This is a genomic window from Vibrio gigantis, from assembly GCF_024347515.1.
Lineage (GTDB): Bacteria > Pseudomonadota > Gammaproteobacteria > Enterobacterales > Vibrionaceae > Vibrio > Vibrio gigantis.
The window spans coordinates 250,197-265,279 of record NZ_AP025493.1; the positions used below are offsets into that span (position 1 = coordinate 250,197).

Genomic DNA, 15,083 nt, shown 5'->3' on the forward strand with positions numbered 1-15,083 from the left:
ATGTAAAGGTGAAATCCCATATTTCACTTCAACGAGACCAACGCAATCACAGTCAAGATCCGTAATGGAGCTTGATATGCTTTGTTTGCGGAAGGTCTTTGTACAGTTCTTCCGCCCGGAGGAATAATGAACTCAACTCAATCTCTATTATCTACAAATAGTGAATCCTTTTTTTCATCACCAATCATGACGACTTATGCGGGCTTTTTCCTGCTGACGGTGATTCTCGTCTCTATTGATATCTATCAGACTCGTGGCGGCAACGTTACGATTAAAAAAGCGGCAATCTGGAGTGTTTTCTGGTTTGTCCTAGCGTTTTTGTTTGCTGGCTCTATCTACTTGTTTTGGGACATTTATGCGCCCAATAGTGACTACACAGCGCAAAAAGCAACGGTGTCATTCATTACGGGTTACTTGCTAGAAAAATCTCTTAGCGTAGACAACTTGTTTGTGTTTGCGATGATCTTTGCTCAATACCAAGTTCCTGAGCATTTAAGACCTCGTGCGCTTCTTTGGGGTGTAATTGGTGCATTGGTACTTCGTGCAATTATGATCGCATTAGGTGCTCAGTTGTTGGCTGAATACCACTGGGTGCTTTATGTGTTTGCTGCGTTCTTGATTGGTACTGGTATTAAACTGGCGTTAGACAAGGGCGAAGAGGAGAGTGTGAACACACTGCCTGAAAAGCTACTTCGTAAAGTGATGCCAGTAACTGAGGATTTTCATGGGCCTGCATTAATGGTTAAGCAGGGAGCTAAATGGGCGTTCACTCCGATGATGTTGGTAATCGGCGCGATTGCAGTCATGGACGTAATGTTCGCTTTGGACTCTATTCCTGCAATCTTCGCGGTAACACAAGAACCGTTCTTGGTACTTGCTGCTAACGTGTTTGCGTTACTTGGCCTTCGTTCATTGTACTTTGTACTGCAAGGCATGATGGATAAGTTCATTTACTTGAAGCCGGCACTGGCATTCATCATGGTCTTCATCGGTGTGAAAATGCTATTGGTCGACAGTGAATGGGCTATCCCAACTTATTGGTCTCTAGCGGTGCTGATTTCAACGATGACGATTGCGGTTATAGCGTCGATTTATGCAAAGAAGCCAGACATTGAACAAGTAAATTAAAACAAATATAACTTATCGAAAACTCGATAAGAGATAGGTGGTCGATGAAGCAGGAAATTTATTCATGTAAAATTTCTGTGACATCGACCACTTTTGTTTGAGGGCTATTTGTACTAAATGCATGATTTAAGCATCATATTGAATTTTAAATCGCTTCCAATGCATATGTATTTCGACGTGTTGTTAATGGTTTGTTTTATTAGAAAAACTAATCTGAACATCCAATTTTAGTCATTTTTTAACCTGCAAAAGATCACCTATTATTCTTGTTATCAGAACGAAACACACAAACAAATTTATAGAGAGGCAATCATGGCTCAAGCAGTACAAATGAATACTATCGCTGTTCCTAACTCTATGGATAAGAAGACCTACTCGGTTAACTTCAAAGGATTGATTGCACACATTTTCGATATTCTTTTCGTAGACAACTCTCCACGTAGTTACTACGCGAGCGACCTATCTGGTCACATGCAACGCGATATCGGTATTAACCGTTAATTTAAGCGTAAACGCATAGAATAAAAGAAAGACAGAATTAAAAAAAACGCCAGCTGAGAAGCTGGCGTTTTTGTATCTGAAAGAAACTTTATCTCTTCGCAAAATAAGCACCTGAAAGAAATACTTAGGCATAACGGTCTGTATTTGAGCGCCAGTAAATTCGCTTCGTACAAGGATCACGGTATGTCACACGCCAAATGCAACGCATCATTAATCAAACTCTGCTTATTTGCTTTACCGATCGTCTTATATTCTCCAGTGTCGAATGCGCAAACCTGGAGTAACGAAGGGCAACCTGCGCAGGTTATCGAGCTGTTCACCTCTGAAGGTTGTTCGAGTTGCCCACCTGCTGATGCCTACCTCAGGACTTTTGAAGATGACCCTGCACTCTGGACACAAATTATCCCACTCGCGTATCACGTCGATTACTGGGATTACCTAGGTTGGGGGGATAAGTTCGCGAGCAAAGCCTTCAGTCAGAAGCAACGTTTGTATAAAGCTTATGGTGTAACGAGCGGGGTTTATACTCCGGGTTTTGTCGTTGACGGAAAAGAGTGGCGCGGTTATTTCAATTGGCTCGACAGAACGTTGCCTTCACTCCCACAACAAAATAACCCCAAGCTGACGGTCAATCATAAAGGCGACACCTTCAAGGTGAGTTACGAAGGCAAAGGTGATTATGTGGCTCATATTGCCTTGTTAGCGATGAACGAAGTTACCAGCGTCAAAGCGGGCGAAAACAGAGGTAAGAAACTCGAACACGATTTCGTCGTCGTTTACGATGGTTACCAACGCGGTGAGTCTGAATGGCAATTTAATATCAATTTCGAGCCACTAGTCGCTACGCCAGATGCAGTAGCCGTTTGGCTAACCGAGCCGAGCTCGTATGCTCCTGAACAAACGGTAGCTGGGTGGCTGAATTAAGTTGCCAACAACGATAATTATTGAGCTAGTGCCATTTAGTCGAAGTGGATACGGCGTGTATTGAGGTTCTCTCATATATAACGGCGTCCGTGAGGAGATTTAATTGGTCAAATAGAAGTGAAAGGGCGATTTAGTTACGTAATACTGCTGAAATACGTTAATATAGCGCGCTATTATTTTAGCTTTGAGTTCCTGCAATTAATGACTAACACCACAACACCAACCAACTTCTCTGATCTTGGCTTAATTTCTCCTTTGATGGCTCGTCTTACCGAGCTTGAATACCAACAGCCAACGCCTATCCAAGCGCAAGTTATTCCAAGTGTGTTAGCAGGACGCGATCTAATTGCAGGCGCAAATACGGGTTCAGGTAAAACCGCTGCATTTGCACTTCCTCTGTTACAACAGATCCATGAAGATGCACCTTTAGACCGTCGTTCGGGCAAAGGTAACTTCGTGTCTGGCCTCATCTTAGTACCTACTCGTGAACTGGCTAAGCAAGTGGCTGACAGCGTTAAATCTTACGCAGTGCATTTTAACGGTGCGATTAAGACGGTTTGTGTATTTGGTGGTGTGTCTGTGAACACTCAAATGCAAGCATTACGTGGCGGCACTGATATCTTGGTGGCGACACCGGGTCGTTTACTTGACCTTATTTCAAGCAACGCAATCAAGCTTGATAAAGTGAAAACGCTTGTGCTTGATGAAGCCGACCGTATGTTAAGCCTTGGCTTTACCGAAGAACTAGATGCTATCTTGAAGCTACTGCCAAGCAAGAAGCAAACTCTGTTGTTCTCTGCAACGTTCCCAGAGCAAGTTCAAACGCTTACCCACGAACTACTGACTGACCCAATTGAAGTTCAACTTCAAAGTGCTAATGCGAGCACATTGGTTCAGCGTGTATTCGAAGTCGAAAAAGGCCGTAAGACAGCATTGCTAGCGCACCTAATTCAGCAACACGAATGGCGCCAAGCTCTGATCTTCGTGAATGCAAAGAACAGCTGTGAACACCTAGCAGACAAGCTATACAAACGCGGCATCATTGCAGAAGTCTTCCACGGTGATAAAGGGCAGGGTTCACGTACTCGTATCCTTGAAGATTTCAAATCTGGCGAGATCGATGTTCTGATCGCGACAGACATCGCGGCACGTGGTCTGGATATCGAAAAGCTTCCAGTTGTTATCAACTTTGATTTACCGCGTAGCCCATCAGACTACATGCACCGTATTGGCCGAAGTGGTCGTGCCGGTGAGGTTGGTCTAGCGTTGTCTCTGATCGATCACGAAGATTACCATCACTTCAAAATCATCGAGAAGAAGAACAAGATTCGTCTTGAGCGTGAGCAAATCGAAGGTTTTGAAGTCGATGAAGAAGCTACAGCTGAACTGATTGCAGCGCTTAAACCTGTTGCGCCACCTGCTGGCACAGGTAAAAAGAAGAAAAAGAAAAAAGCACAAACCAATCAAGATGTTTGGTTAAGAAATAATTAAATTGAAAACAGTTAGATAGTAGATACAAGAAAGGCGCTCAATTGAGCGCCTTTCTTAATTCAAACAGTAAAAAGAAATTACTTCTTACGGCAGAACTCAGCGATTACGTACATTGATTGACCGCCGTTTGTTTTACCAGAAACAAGTTTTGGATCGTCACCCACGCTGATACCACGGATAACAGTACCTTGCTTGATCACTTGGTTAGTACCTTTGATTGGCAGGTCTTTGATTACTGTTACGTCGTCACCTTTCTTAAGTTCAACGCCGTTCACGTCAAGAGGCTTGTCATCAGCAGACATACCGATTTGTGCCCAAACTGACGTTTCTTCTTCAAGGTACATCATGTCTAGCGCGTCTTGAGCCCAGCTTTCTGTGTTCAGACGAGTAAGTTGACGCCATGCAGTTACTTGAACTGGCGCTTCTTGACTCCACATGCTGTCAGTTAGACAACGCCAGTGGTTGATATCTTTAGGATCGTCAATCTCACCAAGACATTTGTCACATACCATGATGCCGTGATCCACTGTTACGTGGCTGTGTGGCGGTACTGCGTATGCAGTAAGAGAAGAATCAGAACCACATAGTTCACATTTAGATTGGCAGCGTTCTAGCATAGTAGCTTCAGAAGACATAATGGACTCACATTTATTAGGTATTAAATTACGGGGCTATTATCCACTTTATTTACAATAAAGAAAGAGGTCGTACGGTATTCTGTCTTGATTAATTTTAGCTGAGATCAACCATTTGTGTTTTAAAGGTTTATGCAAACGGTTAACTAGGCTTTGGTTACAAATAGCAGATACAAAAATGCCAGCGGTTAGGCTGGCATAAATAAGCTTCAACTTTGCTTAATGAGATGGCCTATTTGCTATTTATCCATCAGTTACTTGTTTCTAATCAATCGTTGCATCAAGCAGTGTAGGGTTTACAGCTAAGCTACCTGTGGCGTTGCCTTGGGTTAAATTGAACTGAACTATTTGCGAGACCATCTCTGCATGTGCGGCACTGTCATCTTCTGCTGGAAGGTGAGGTTTTTGCGGCGCAATAACAGTACTGTGTTCAGCAAAAGAAGTACGAGCAAAATATGATGCTACCAATTGGCTCGTCGAATTGTTAACGCTGTTCTTCAACCCTAGTTTACTAAACAGCGGCTGCGTACCGGCCGTAGGCAGCTGAGTTGTATTAGGGATCGTTTCATCATTCTCAGCTTGTATGCCAAGTACAGGGCCAGACATTAGCGTGGCAATATTAATAGGGTCTACATTATCTAATACGGTTTGTGCTGCATAAGTGAATGACGTTAGCGTAGCATCGACCACGGTTTTCGTTTGTTTTTGCTCATCCGTGGCACTCGAACTATTGAGCGTTGCATAGAAATTATTAAAACAATCGCCATCATCGACTGCTGGCGTTTTGTTGTAACAATTTAAGGCATAATATTCTTGATACGCAGTGACTTGAGAGCCAATAACCGAGTGCTTAATAGTACCAGAAAATGAGCCGGACTCGAGTAAGAATGGACCAATACCACCCCCTGGGTTTGCTAAAGTCGTAGCTTTGTAGGCGAGTTCGTCATCTACAGTAATGCCAAATGCAGTATCTATTTTGGTATTGGCAATGGCGGAAGAGCTAATGCCTGTGATACCTCCAATAGAGTGCCCCATCAAAGATACGTTAGTTGCATCTAAAGAGCTAAATGGCAAACCAGTCCCGTTATTGAGCGCAAGCCTTAAACCAATACCATCAATAGCACTTTGCCTAATATTGTCGCGGGCAACAGGCAAGTATTCAAGATTCATATACACAGTCGGTTCTGCCGGTGTCGTCACTATTTCGCCATTTTCTCCTAGACCGCGCTGACCATGAAGTGGTTGATCAATAGCGACAATGGCATACGGTTGCTGACCTAATTGGATTGCGCCTGCGGTATGTTGTAGAGCGAAAGCATAACTCGTCTCTTTCAAACTAGTGATACCGTGCTGGTATTGAAGTACTGGTAGGTTACTGCCTACGAGGCCACCAGATGGGATGAACATGATCACATCAACGGCTTCAACAGAACGAATCTGTGGTACTGGGCTGTATTTGGTTAAAATTCGTTCCTGGTCTAACTGTGAGCCATCCGCTAAGGTAAGTTCGGCACCAATTAGGTTCTTTTGGTAATTTGGGTCCAATAATTGATTAGCTGGATCTGAGATACCTAACTCAAATAGTTGTCGTGCAATCTCACCTTTGTCCGCATCTGAACCCGATGATAGAACCTTTAGTATCTTGAGTACACTTGGCATGCTACTGCGCCAAGGCTGAGTTTTCCAACCACTATTCGCCGTATCATTTGACAGAAAATAAGGCAATTTCACCTTGGCACGATATACCGTGATCTCGCTTCCTGTTGCTAACTTGAAACCTGCGTAGTTGGTTGTTAGCGCATCAATACCTGCCGTCCCCAGAGCAGCCATTGCATACGGGTCAACGCTTAACGCGGTATCAAATGGCATAGTGTTTGGAATCGGGCTTGCACTGTCTATTTCTATCTCATAAAGGCTATTGAGTATGTCATCGTCTATATTGTTTGGGTTGGCACTGCCTTGCCAAATCTGAGATTGGGTCGATTCATATCCTAGTGCTAATGCGTTCTTTGCATTTTGCATGACGTTACCTGCCGAGGCGGTGGTAAACCAAGATGAGTAGATGATTTCATCTGAGCTTGATACAGCCCCATAGCCAGCAAATAACGCTTCAACCTGATGGATTATTTTTTGTGGCAAATCGAGCGAGCCTGCTTGGTCTACATCTGTCGTTTTTAAAGACGCATAGGAGCTTGATGTCCCTAGCGGTTCATCTGCACTATCAACAATAGAGTCGGTCAATGCGTAGATATAGTCAGAGCTAGGATCTAAGCCTTTAAGAGGTAAAATCTGTATGGTCTTAAAGTCGCTAGATATCACTAAGTAGTCTACGCCCGCAGTGAGCGCTGTAAAATTGGACATAATCCCGGTGCTTAGGTCAACATCCACTTTAGCGACCTTCACGCCAGCATTTAAGTGCGCGCTAAACGGTGTCGTGCCCATCATTACGACATCATTCTTCAACGTTCTGTTACTAGGAAGGTTCACATTGATAGTGAATGGCATGATAGTACTCCAACCATCAGCTTCTCCCATCGCTACTTTTGGATCATTCAGTAACCCCGTTGAATTTGCATCAAGCGGAATGTTCAATGTGTGATCATTGGTATCGAATAGAAAGAAAGAGGGAAGAGGGACATCCGCTTCACTACCTAAAAGCGTAAAGCTAATCTTAGAACTTCTAGCCAATGACTGATTGATTGCATCGGAATAAGGTGCAGCCGTTGAATCGCCAGAGCTTTCACTGTTGTCCCCGCAACCCGCAAGTAGTATTGCTGAGCATACGAGAGATAAAGAAAATTTGTTGTTCATATGTGTATTCCCGTACGGTTAGTTGAAGGTGTAGTTAAGTTGTATCGCAGAAAGGTAAGCAGCGCCTTCGGCATCAAATGTAAGCTTTTGGCCTGCTGCATCAGTTTCTGTAAACGAACCACTTTCACTTTGTACAAGTGCAAATGCTGCATCCACAGTCATATTCTCTGATACAGAATAAGTTAAACCTGCTGAGTACCACATGCGATCACTATCTGGGATGCTTAATGTCGCTTCGCCCGCTTGCTCGTCATAAGCCAAACCCGCACGTAGCGTCCAATTTGAGTTAACCATATAGGTCGCACCAACAGACCATCTTTGATTGTCTTCGTAATGTTCAGTCTTCAAGAAACATTCATTATTTTTACAATCAGGGCTCGTCGCTTTTAACTCCTCAAACTTACTCCACTTAGTTAACTGCCAGCCATAGTGTATTGCCCAAGCATCATTAAGTTGATGAAAAGCCGACAGTTCGAAGATATCAGGAAGTTCGATTTCTAAACGACCGGTGGTTTTGCCTGGTGCACCATTCTCCATCTTTAAGCCGGTGTAATCTGTAAACTCACCGTCATCGAAATCTAGTTCGACAGATGATCGGTAACCAAAACCAAAACGGTTGTACTCGTTAAGTTCATACAAAGCGCCCACATTCCAACCAAAAGCGAATGTCTCACCAGTCATCGAGATGAGCTTGTCGCTTGGTGAACCACCAACAGGAAGACTACCTTTATGCCTGTTGAGCTCAGCTTCTGCATAAACGAAATTGACGCCTGCACCAACGCTAAAACTATCGTTGACTCTGTACGCGATATTTGGATTTAGGTTAACGGATACTAGAGACGTATCACCGGCTAAGTCCCCTGCGTATATATCGTCTGGGTAATCAGTGGCAACGCCGTATGTCGTGAACATGCCGATTCCCCAAGCCCATTTATCATTGATAGGACTGATGTAATAAGCGGCAGGGACAATTTGTAAAGGAGCGACATCCGATGATTTTTGGTTGAAATCGTTGTCGTTAATTTTAGTTTGAGTTACGTCGACTTCCGGATCAACGATAGAAACCGCGCCTGAAAATTGGGCTGTATCAAATAGGGTCATTGCGGCGGGGTTTCTCGCTAGCACACTCGCGTTATCGGCTACGGCACCTTCACCTGAAAATGCGCGACCAAGACCTGAGGCAGAATGCTCAGCAACTTGGAAACCAGCCGCAAGTGAATTACATGCAAATAGCACAGAAAGTGAAACGAGAGAGCGTTGTATTGTTTTCATCCTTGACCCTCCTAGGGCATCGAATTTCATTATTATTGATTGAAAACACACTGAGCATTGTTGGTGTTGATGCTCTAATGTAAATGGCATGTTAAATTCATGTTTTATATAAAGTCAAAGAAAGAGTTGTCATTTTGTGAGGTTATATTTTTTAGGGGCGGCACTTTAACACTAATAATATAACTGCAATCAATGGTTTATGTGTGGTTGGAGGTGTGACCAGAATGCTTATGTTGGCTATTGGTATAAATAGTGTTCAACTGTTCGATATGTAACAACTTTGTTTATGTTTACCGCCGATCGCTAAATCGGCATAATATCGACACTCGTTAAAAGTCATTAAATTTGGAATTTAAGTTTGGAATTACTCGCGATAGAGTTTCTTGGTAAACCGCTTCGTTTAGAGGGGTCAATGGCAGGTTGGCAACAGTTATATTGGGATAACACTTTGGTTTCTCAATTAGATGCGACCACAGACCAAGAAGACGCACGAACACACGCATTTACACTACGTGCTGGCGAAGAGACGTTGCAGTGTCACGTTGAGTCGACCGTTCAGTGGCAACCGTTTGAGATGACGTATAAAGCGTCGGTGAATGGCCAAACTATTACCGAAGGTAATCGAAACACCAAAGATATTGAGCAACAAACCCCTGTTGTCGCTCCTAAACCAGAGAAACGTTTTAGCTTAATTGGCTTGGTGTCGCTTGGTATGAAAGCGCTGAAAAGCGCCAAGCTAATTAAGGTCGTTCTTGCTTCTGCGAGTTTAGCGGCTTATTCATGGTTGTTTTCAATTCAGTTCGCTTTGGCCTTAATCGCTTGTTTAATGTTTCATGAGTACGGTCATATTAGAGCGATGAAATACTTCGGAATGAAAACCAAAGGCATCTATTTGATACCATTTCTTGGTGGTTTGGCGTTATCCGACGAAAAGATTAATACGCGCTGGCAAGATGTGGTTATCTCAATCATGGGGCCACTGTTCGGCCTGATATTGTCTCTAGTCTTTATGGTGCTGTATTGGGTTACCGGTGAAATGTTCTTTGCTGGACTTGCGGTATTCAACGCTTTATTAAATCTGTTTAATCTATTACCTATTTTACCTCTCGATGGCGGGCATGTTCTTAAAAGTATCAGTTTCTCGATGAACAGTGTGCTTGGTATTGTACTGTGTGTCGCGGCTGCTGTTGCTGGCGTGGTATTGAGTTATCAATTGAATTTAACCCTGTTTGGTTTCTTATTGATCATGGGCAGTGTTGAAATCCTGTTTGAATGGAAAGGGCGTCATCACAGTCACTTGTTACCATTAGACAAATACGGTCAAGTCGTGTCGTTCGTTTGGTATGTGGGTTTAGTGAGTAGTTTGATCGGTGTTATCTGGTATTTTGCATCTACTGGTGATCAGCTATTAAGCCTACCATTACAAATTCTTGGTACTTAGCCGGTGAGTCGCCGTTGTTTTATTTATTCAGCTACATAGTACACTTGAACTGATAGTTTGTGAGAAACAAAAAATGCCCTAGCCAATATGGATAGGGCATTTTTGTATATATGCCAGCGAGGTGATTTTAAATTAGATTACGCTTTGCAATTGGGTCGTGGGGAAGCCGATTGAGGAAGCGTTTTGATTGTCGCTTCTAGATCTTTAATACGCGTACTGTGGGAAGGGTGTGTAGAAAGTAATTCTGGCGGTTGGTTACCACCTGAAGCTTTCGCCATGTTTTGCCACAAGTTGACACTTTGGTTCGGATCGAACCCTGCTTGAGCCATATACTCTAAACCAACGACATCGGCTTCTGACTCTTGAGTTCGCCCATACGGTAGAATTACGCCATATTGAACACCTAACCCTAACGCGGCCATCGTCATACCTTGATACTGTTTGTATTCTGATGCGCCCAGCGCGATGCTAGTAATAGATAACCCAGTATTAGCGATTTGAGACTGAGATAGACGTTCATTGCTGTGGTCTGCTAAAACATGCGCGACCTCGTGACCGATAACCGTCGCGAGTTGGTCTTGATTAACTGCGACCTTGAGTAACCCTGTGTATACACCGATTTTCCCGCCGGGTAGGGCGAATGCATTCACTTGGTCACTATCAAAGACAACAACTTCCCATTCACTAAAACCTTGTTTAGGAATATATTGAGTGATGCTGTTTGCAACGCATTGTACATAAGCGTTAGTTTTGGCATCTTTGCTGATGGGCTGTTCTTTCTTCATTTGTTCAAAAGACTGTGCTCCGAGCTGAGACATATCTTTATCTGAAAAAAGCAGCAATTGGTTTCTACCTGTCGGGGAAGCGCTACACGCGGCTAGGCCTGCAAGTGTGAGAAGCGAGGTAAACTTCATCCATGACGTCATACAATATCCTCTGTGTATTCGGTTTTTATGCATGTTAACATCAACTTGCGCAATAGCTAAGGGCTGTAAGATAACTAACCGCTGTAATATAGAAAAACTATGCACGCGATAACAAGATCAATAATTAAGGAATCCTCATGAGTATTTGGAAAAAGCCCGTTGACCTAGATACCTTCAACGCGACCTCAAAAAATACCTTAATTGAACACCTCAACATTGTTTACACCGAAGTAAACGACAACTCTTTGGTAGCCACCATGCCGGTTTGTCACTTTACGCATCAACCACTGGGTATGCTTCATGGCGGCGCATCGGTTGTGTTAGCAGAGACGCTTGGCTCATTGGCTGCGAATTTCTGCGTACCAGAAGGCTACTATTGCGTTGGGCTAGACATTAACGCGAACCACGTAAGATCAATGCGCGAAGGTCACGTAGTCGGTACTGCTGACCCTATTCACTTAGGTGTCTCTACTCAAGTATGGCAGATCAATATCACTGATGAACGTCAACGCTTAGTTTGTACGAGCCGCTTAACCATTGCCGTCAAGAAACATAAGCGATAATAGATTGGTCAGTCGTCAGCCCGTTTGATGTTTAGAATAATTAATCAGTAGTTAAAGAAGTAGCAGAGAAACCCATGGTCATAACGTTTAAAAGTGGAAAAGTAATCGCAACCGCACATGAATTGGTTGTTCGTTTAGATGGCGAGCATAGAGTCACGCTTCAAGCTCAAGTTGATGCAATTCAACTGATCGGAAAAGGGGCAAATGTAATTTCAGCCAATGGTTCTGAGTGTAAATGGTCAATAAAATTAGACGATGAACAACAACTTCGTGACATCGCTAATGAAATTGGCTGCGATGTGATGTAACCCTATACTACAAAAGCACTTAGCCCTTCAGATTGAGTAACATTTTAGGATGTCATACTTAATAATTCACAATAAAATCGTCTCAGCAATATTGATTTTACGTCATAAAATAGGGAAACTGAATTCAATGTCCTTTGAATAAGTTTTCCTCTTTATGAGCAGCCCTAGACTTCGCGTTCAATTTGAAACCCTGTTTGAATACTTCGACGGTAAAGATTCTGATGTTCAGTTAGATGACATCACGGATGTGCTCTGTTGTACCCGTCGTAATGCCCGAATGGTACTCAACAAGCTTGAGGAAGAAGGATGGGTTGAATGGTTACCTGCAGCTGGTCGAGGGAAGTTATCTCAACTTATCTTTAAGCAAAATCGCTGTGATGTCAGCGAGAACTTAGCAAGGCGCTACTTACAGGAAGGCAAAATCGGACAGGCGCTGTCAGTGCTTGATCACAATGCAGCCAAACTTACTCAAGTCATTCAAAACTACTTAGGTGTGCAATATCAAGAAGGTGAGCAGGTCATTCGCTTACCTTACTACCGACCGCTTTCAATGCTTAACCCAACCAAATCGATGCGTCGTTCAGAGCAACACATCGCCTGCCAAGTATTTAGTGGTTTGACTCGCTTGGATGAAAATGACCAGTTACAGCCTGATCTTGCGCATTCTTGGCAAAAAATCAGTGATTATCAATGGCGGTTTTTCTTGAGGCCGGGTGTTCGTTTCCATAACGGTGAGCCTCTGTTAACCAACCATGTAGTTGATACACTTCTTGCACTCGAACCTCTCAACATGTTCTCGCATATTAAAGATGTTTCTTCACCTGCAAACTGTGTAATTGATGTCTTTCTCACGCGTCCAGATAAATATTTTCCGCTCGCGCTGACGGAATCGGTCGCTAAAGTCACCTTACCAATGATTTTACGTGGTGAAGACTATGATATTCGACCGATTGGTACTGGCCCTTATCGCATTGAAAAGAATGATGAAAAGCAACTCGTATTAACGGCTTTTAATGGATATTTTGGCTTCAGACCACTGATTGATCGCGTTGAAGTTTGGGTGGTCGATGAGGCTTATTCATCAATGGTGTACCCAAGCCTTTCAAAACCAGTAATGGCAGATCGTGGCGATAGCGATGAAGTAGAACTTGATCCTGGCTGTACGTATTTATTGTTGAATAGAAAGAAGGGCATCGCACAAGACCCGGCGTGGGCTCAGTTTTTATCGAATGCTCTAAATGCGGCTGATCTGTTTGTACATATTCCCAAAGAGACGGTTATCGACTTAGGTGTGCTACATGCTTACGGAATTAAACCCGGTTGGTATGACATCAAGTTAAAAACACCAGTTTGCCCACCAGCAAGCGCTAAACCAAGCGTGAGATTGGCGTATCAATGCCAACATCCTATGTTTCCAACACTTGCCAAAGCAATCGTTACTGTGTTGAAGCAATACAATGTCGATGTCGTTCTTTGCGGCTACGAGACTGATCCTCCACACGCTGATGACGTTGATATTTGGATTAACCCAATGGGCATTGCCAATAACAGAGATGACGCCTTGGCCGGTTGGCTAATGGATTACAGTTTTCTTGACGAGTCGAGCCCTGCAGAAGACTTTGATCAATGGTGTCACATGATTGATCGTTGGCGTTCTGGGGAATTCGACCAATTCCCAGCGAGACAGTTAGGTAAACAACTGGTTCAAAGCAATCAATTGATTCCAATGTTTCATTGCTGGTTAGGCGTTAATAAAGATCAATGTGGTACGCTACAAAACGCGAAATGTAATGCGTTAGGTTGGTTCGACTTCAGCCAAGTTTGGGTGAAGCCAGACGTTGATTGAAAACCTAGAAAACTCAATTAGGACAACACGATGCAAACGGTAATTATCACATTCATTACGCTGGTGGCATTTGCTGCCAATTCAGTGTTGTGTCGTTGGGCTTTGATGGATCAAACGATTGATCCTTTGAGTTTCTCGATCGTGCGTATCATATCGGGTGCTGTCACCCTGTTGATTTTATTAACCTTATCTTCAAACGCTAAACGCAAACACGAGAAGGCGGTCGACAACGCATCAATGTATACCAAGGTTCGTTCTCAGTGTGATTTAACTGCCATAGCGGCGTTACTCGTTTACATGTTCGGCTTCTCGTTTGCCTATTTAACGCTAGGGGCAGGGCTTGGTGCTTTGGTCCTGTTTGTCGCGGTTCAATTCACGATGATTGCCGCACACTTATTCGCTGGTAATCGAATGTCATCGCTTGAATGGGTTGGATGTTTGTTGTCTGTTGCGGGGCTCGTTTATTTGCTCATGCCGACGGAATCGACAAGTTCACCAGATATAACCTCCATCATATTGATGGCTCTGGCTGGAATTGGGTGGGGGATTTATACACTGGCGGGTAAGAAGTCTAAAAATGCGTTGCAATCTACGACTGCCAACTTCAGTTTTGGCTCGTTAGCGATCCTTGTGTTAGTAAGCCTGTTAGCTGTCATCACTAGTGTGGCATCGCAAATATCCATCACTGAACAAGGTTTGATTTACGCAGTATTGTCTGGTTCAGTAGCCTCTGGCGTGGGTTATAGCTTATGGTATTACGTCGTAAAAAAGCTGAATACGGTGGTCGCTTCTATTGCACAACTTTCAGTACCAGTTATAGCAACACTTGGTGGCGTAGTACTGTTATCTGAACCTGTTACGATGCAATTTCTAATCTCATCAACAGTTATACTTCTTGGGATAAGCTTGGTTCTTATTGCCCCTAAACTTAAGAAATAAAGAGTTCAATCATTATCTTCTATGGCTAAACCAAACAAGAAACAACCGACTAAGACTGTTCAGATTTTCTGTGCCAAATGCAAAACCCAACTTTTTAAGTATCGGAAAGGCGGTAAAGGTGCACTCGTGAAATGTTTTAAGGAACGTATCGTTGAAGACTTCACGACTGAGCCATGTATATGCCCTGAATGTGGCATAGAATTCGCGCGAGACACTTTGGTACGAGGTACGCCAGCCTATAAGTTTGTTGGCGGAAAGGTAACAATGAAATAAAAACGCCACAGTACATGTAATATGT

General features: G+C 43.4%; 14 protein-coding genes. 10 read left to right on the top strand and 4 right to left on the bottom strand.

What is annotated here, in order from left to right; genetic code table 11:
• Positions 1–126 precede the first annotated feature (126 nt).
• From OCV56_RS17195 to OCV56_RS17210, 4 genes are all read left to right on the top strand, one after another.
• Positions 127–1,128, top strand: a complete 1,002-nt coding sequence (locus OCV56_RS17195) for a TerC/Alx family metal homeostasis membrane protein (RefSeq protein WP_086713932.1) — start codon at positions 127–129, stop codon at positions 1,126–1,128.
• 312 nt (positions 1,129–1,440) lie between these two features.
• Positions 1,441–1,629 carry a hypothetical protein gene (locus OCV56_RS17200; protein ID WP_017059812.1) on the top strand — a complete coding sequence of 63 codons (189 nt, stop codon included), beginning with the start codon at positions 1,441–1,443 and terminating at the stop codon, positions 1,627–1,629.
• A gap of 183 nt (positions 1,630–1,812) precedes the next feature.
• Positions 1,813–2,553 (top strand): DUF1223 domain-containing protein, encoded by a 741-nt coding sequence (locus OCV56_RS17205; RefSeq protein ID WP_086713933.1) that lies wholly within the window; start codon positions 1,813–1,815, stop codon positions 2,551–2,553.
• 201 nt (positions 2,554–2,754) lie between these two features.
• Positions 2,755–4,044: a DEAD/DEAH box helicase gene (locus OCV56_RS17210; protein ID WP_086713934.1), complete on the top strand. Its 1,290-nt coding sequence runs from the start codon at positions 2,755–2,757 to the stop codon at positions 4,042–4,044.
• Positions 4,045–4,121: 77 nt separating this feature from the next.
• Here the strand turns inward: OCV56_RS17210 and OCV56_RS17215 are convergent, their stop codons facing one another.
• The 3 genes from OCV56_RS17215 to OCV56_RS17225 form a co-directional block, all read right to left on the bottom strand.
• On the bottom strand, positions 4,122–4,679 hold the full coding sequence (locus OCV56_RS17215) for a PhnA domain-containing protein (protein WP_017060062.1): 558 nt from the start codon (positions 4,677–4,679) through the stop codon (positions 4,122–4,124).
• A gap of 264 nt (positions 4,680–4,943) precedes the next feature.
• On the bottom strand, positions 4,944–7,490 hold the full coding sequence (locus OCV56_RS17220; protein WP_086713935.1) for a VolA/Pla-1 family phospholipase: 2,547 nt from the start codon (positions 7,488–7,490) through the stop codon (positions 4,944–4,946).
• 18 nt (positions 7,491–7,508) lie between these two features.
• Positions 7,509–8,762 (bottom strand): outer membrane protein transport protein, encoded by a 1,254-nt coding sequence (locus OCV56_RS17225; RefSeq protein ID WP_086713936.1) that lies wholly within the window; start codon positions 8,760–8,762, stop codon positions 7,509–7,511.
• 358 nt (positions 8,763–9,120) lie between these two features.
• Here OCV56_RS17225 and OCV56_RS17230 point away from each other — a divergent pair, with 358 nt between their 5' ends.
• Positions 9,121–10,203 carry a site-2 protease family protein gene (locus OCV56_RS17230; protein WP_086713937.1) on the top strand — a complete coding sequence of 361 codons (1,083 nt, stop codon included), beginning with the start codon at positions 9,121–9,123 and terminating at the stop codon, positions 10,201–10,203.
• A gap of 137 nt (positions 10,204–10,340) precedes the next feature.
• On the opposite strand, the gene OCV56_RS17235 is transcribed toward OCV56_RS17230, so the two are convergent.
• Positions 10,341–11,129 (bottom strand): M48 family metallopeptidase, encoded by a 789-nt coding sequence (locus OCV56_RS17235; protein ID WP_086713938.1) that lies wholly within the window; start codon positions 11,127–11,129, stop codon positions 10,341–10,343.
• 137 nt (positions 11,130–11,266) lie between these two features.
• Between OCV56_RS17235 and OCV56_RS17240 the strand changes: the two genes are divergently transcribed.
• The 5 genes from OCV56_RS17240 (at position 11,267) to OCV56_RS17260 (ending at position 15,058) form a co-directional block, all read left to right on the top strand.
• Positions 11,267–11,692: a hotdog fold thioesterase gene (locus tag OCV56_RS17240; protein WP_086713939.1), complete on the top strand. Its 426-nt coding sequence runs from the start codon at positions 11,267–11,269 to the stop codon at positions 11,690–11,692.
• A gap of 74 nt (positions 11,693–11,766) precedes the next feature.
• Positions 11,767–12,000 (top strand): DUF3389 domain-containing protein, encoded by a 234-nt coding sequence (locus tag OCV56_RS17245; protein ID WP_086713940.1) that lies wholly within the window; start codon positions 11,767–11,769, stop codon positions 11,998–12,000.
• 154 nt (positions 12,001–12,154) lie between these two features.
• Complete coding sequence (locus OCV56_RS17250) at positions 12,155–13,846, top strand: SgrR family transcriptional regulator (protein ID WP_086713941.1); 1,692 nt, start codon at positions 12,155–12,157, stop codon at positions 13,844–13,846.
• A gap of 30 nt (positions 13,847–13,876) precedes the next feature.
• Complete coding sequence (locus tag OCV56_RS17255; protein ID WP_086713942.1) at positions 13,877–14,785, top strand: DMT family transporter; 909 nt, start codon at positions 13,877–13,879, stop codon at positions 14,783–14,785.
• Between the two features lie 21 nt (positions 14,786–14,806).
• Positions 14,807–15,058, top strand: coding sequence for a hypothetical protein (locus OCV56_RS17260; protein WP_017632610.1), 252 nt, complete (start codon positions 14,807–14,809; stop codon positions 15,056–15,058).
• Positions 15,059–15,083 lie beyond the last annotated feature (25 nt).

What these genes read in the sequence shown, in the direction of transcription:
- OCV56_RS17205 (WP_086713933.1), top strand. Translation starts at nt 1,813, where the DNA reads ATGTCACACGCCAAATGCAACGCATCATTAATCAAACTCTGCTTATTT.
- OCV56_RS17260 (WP_017632610.1), top strand. Translation starts at nt 14,807, where the DNA reads ATGGCTAAACCAAACAAGAAACAACCGACTAAGACTGTTCAGATTTTC.
- OCV56_RS17255 (WP_086713942.1), top strand. Translation starts at nt 13,877, where the DNA reads ATGCAAACGGTAATTATCACATTCATTACGCTGGTGGCATTTGCTGCC.
- OCV56_RS17245 (WP_086713940.1), top strand. Translation starts at nt 11,767, where the DNA reads ATGGTCATAACGTTTAAAAGTGGAAAAGTAATCGCAACCGCACATGAA.
- OCV56_RS17200 (WP_017059812.1), top strand. Translation starts at nt 1,441, where the DNA reads ATGGCTCAAGCAGTACAAATGAATACTATCGCTGTTCCTAACTCTATG.
- OCV56_RS17220 (WP_086713935.1), bottom strand. Translation starts at nt 7,490, where the DNA reads ATGAACAACAAATTTTCTTTATCTCTCGTATGCTCAGCAATACTACTT.
- OCV56_RS17215 (WP_017060062.1), bottom strand. Translation starts at nt 4,679, where the DNA reads ATGTCTTCTGAAGCTACTATGCTAGAACGCTGCCAATCTAAATGTGAA.
- OCV56_RS17225 (WP_086713936.1), bottom strand. Translation starts at nt 8,762, where the DNA reads ATGAAAACAATACAACGCTCTCTCGTTTCACTTTCTGTGCTATTTGCA.
- OCV56_RS17235 (WP_086713938.1), bottom strand. Translation starts at nt 11,129, where the DNA reads ATGACGTCATGGATGAAGTTTACCTCGCTTCTCACACTTGCAGGCCTA.
- OCV56_RS17240 (WP_086713939.1), top strand. Translation starts at nt 11,267, where the DNA reads ATGAGTATTTGGAAAAAGCCCGTTGACCTAGATACCTTCAACGCGACC.
- OCV56_RS17210 (WP_086713934.1), top strand. Translation starts at nt 2,755, where the DNA reads ATGACTAACACCACAACACCAACCAACTTCTCTGATCTTGGCTTAATT.
- OCV56_RS17250 (WP_086713941.1), top strand. Translation starts at nt 12,155, where the DNA reads ATGAGCAGCCCTAGACTTCGCGTTCAATTTGAAACCCTGTTTGAATAC.
- OCV56_RS17195 (WP_086713932.1), top strand. Translation starts at nt 127, where the DNA reads ATGAACTCAACTCAATCTCTATTATCTACAAATAGTGAATCCTTTTTT.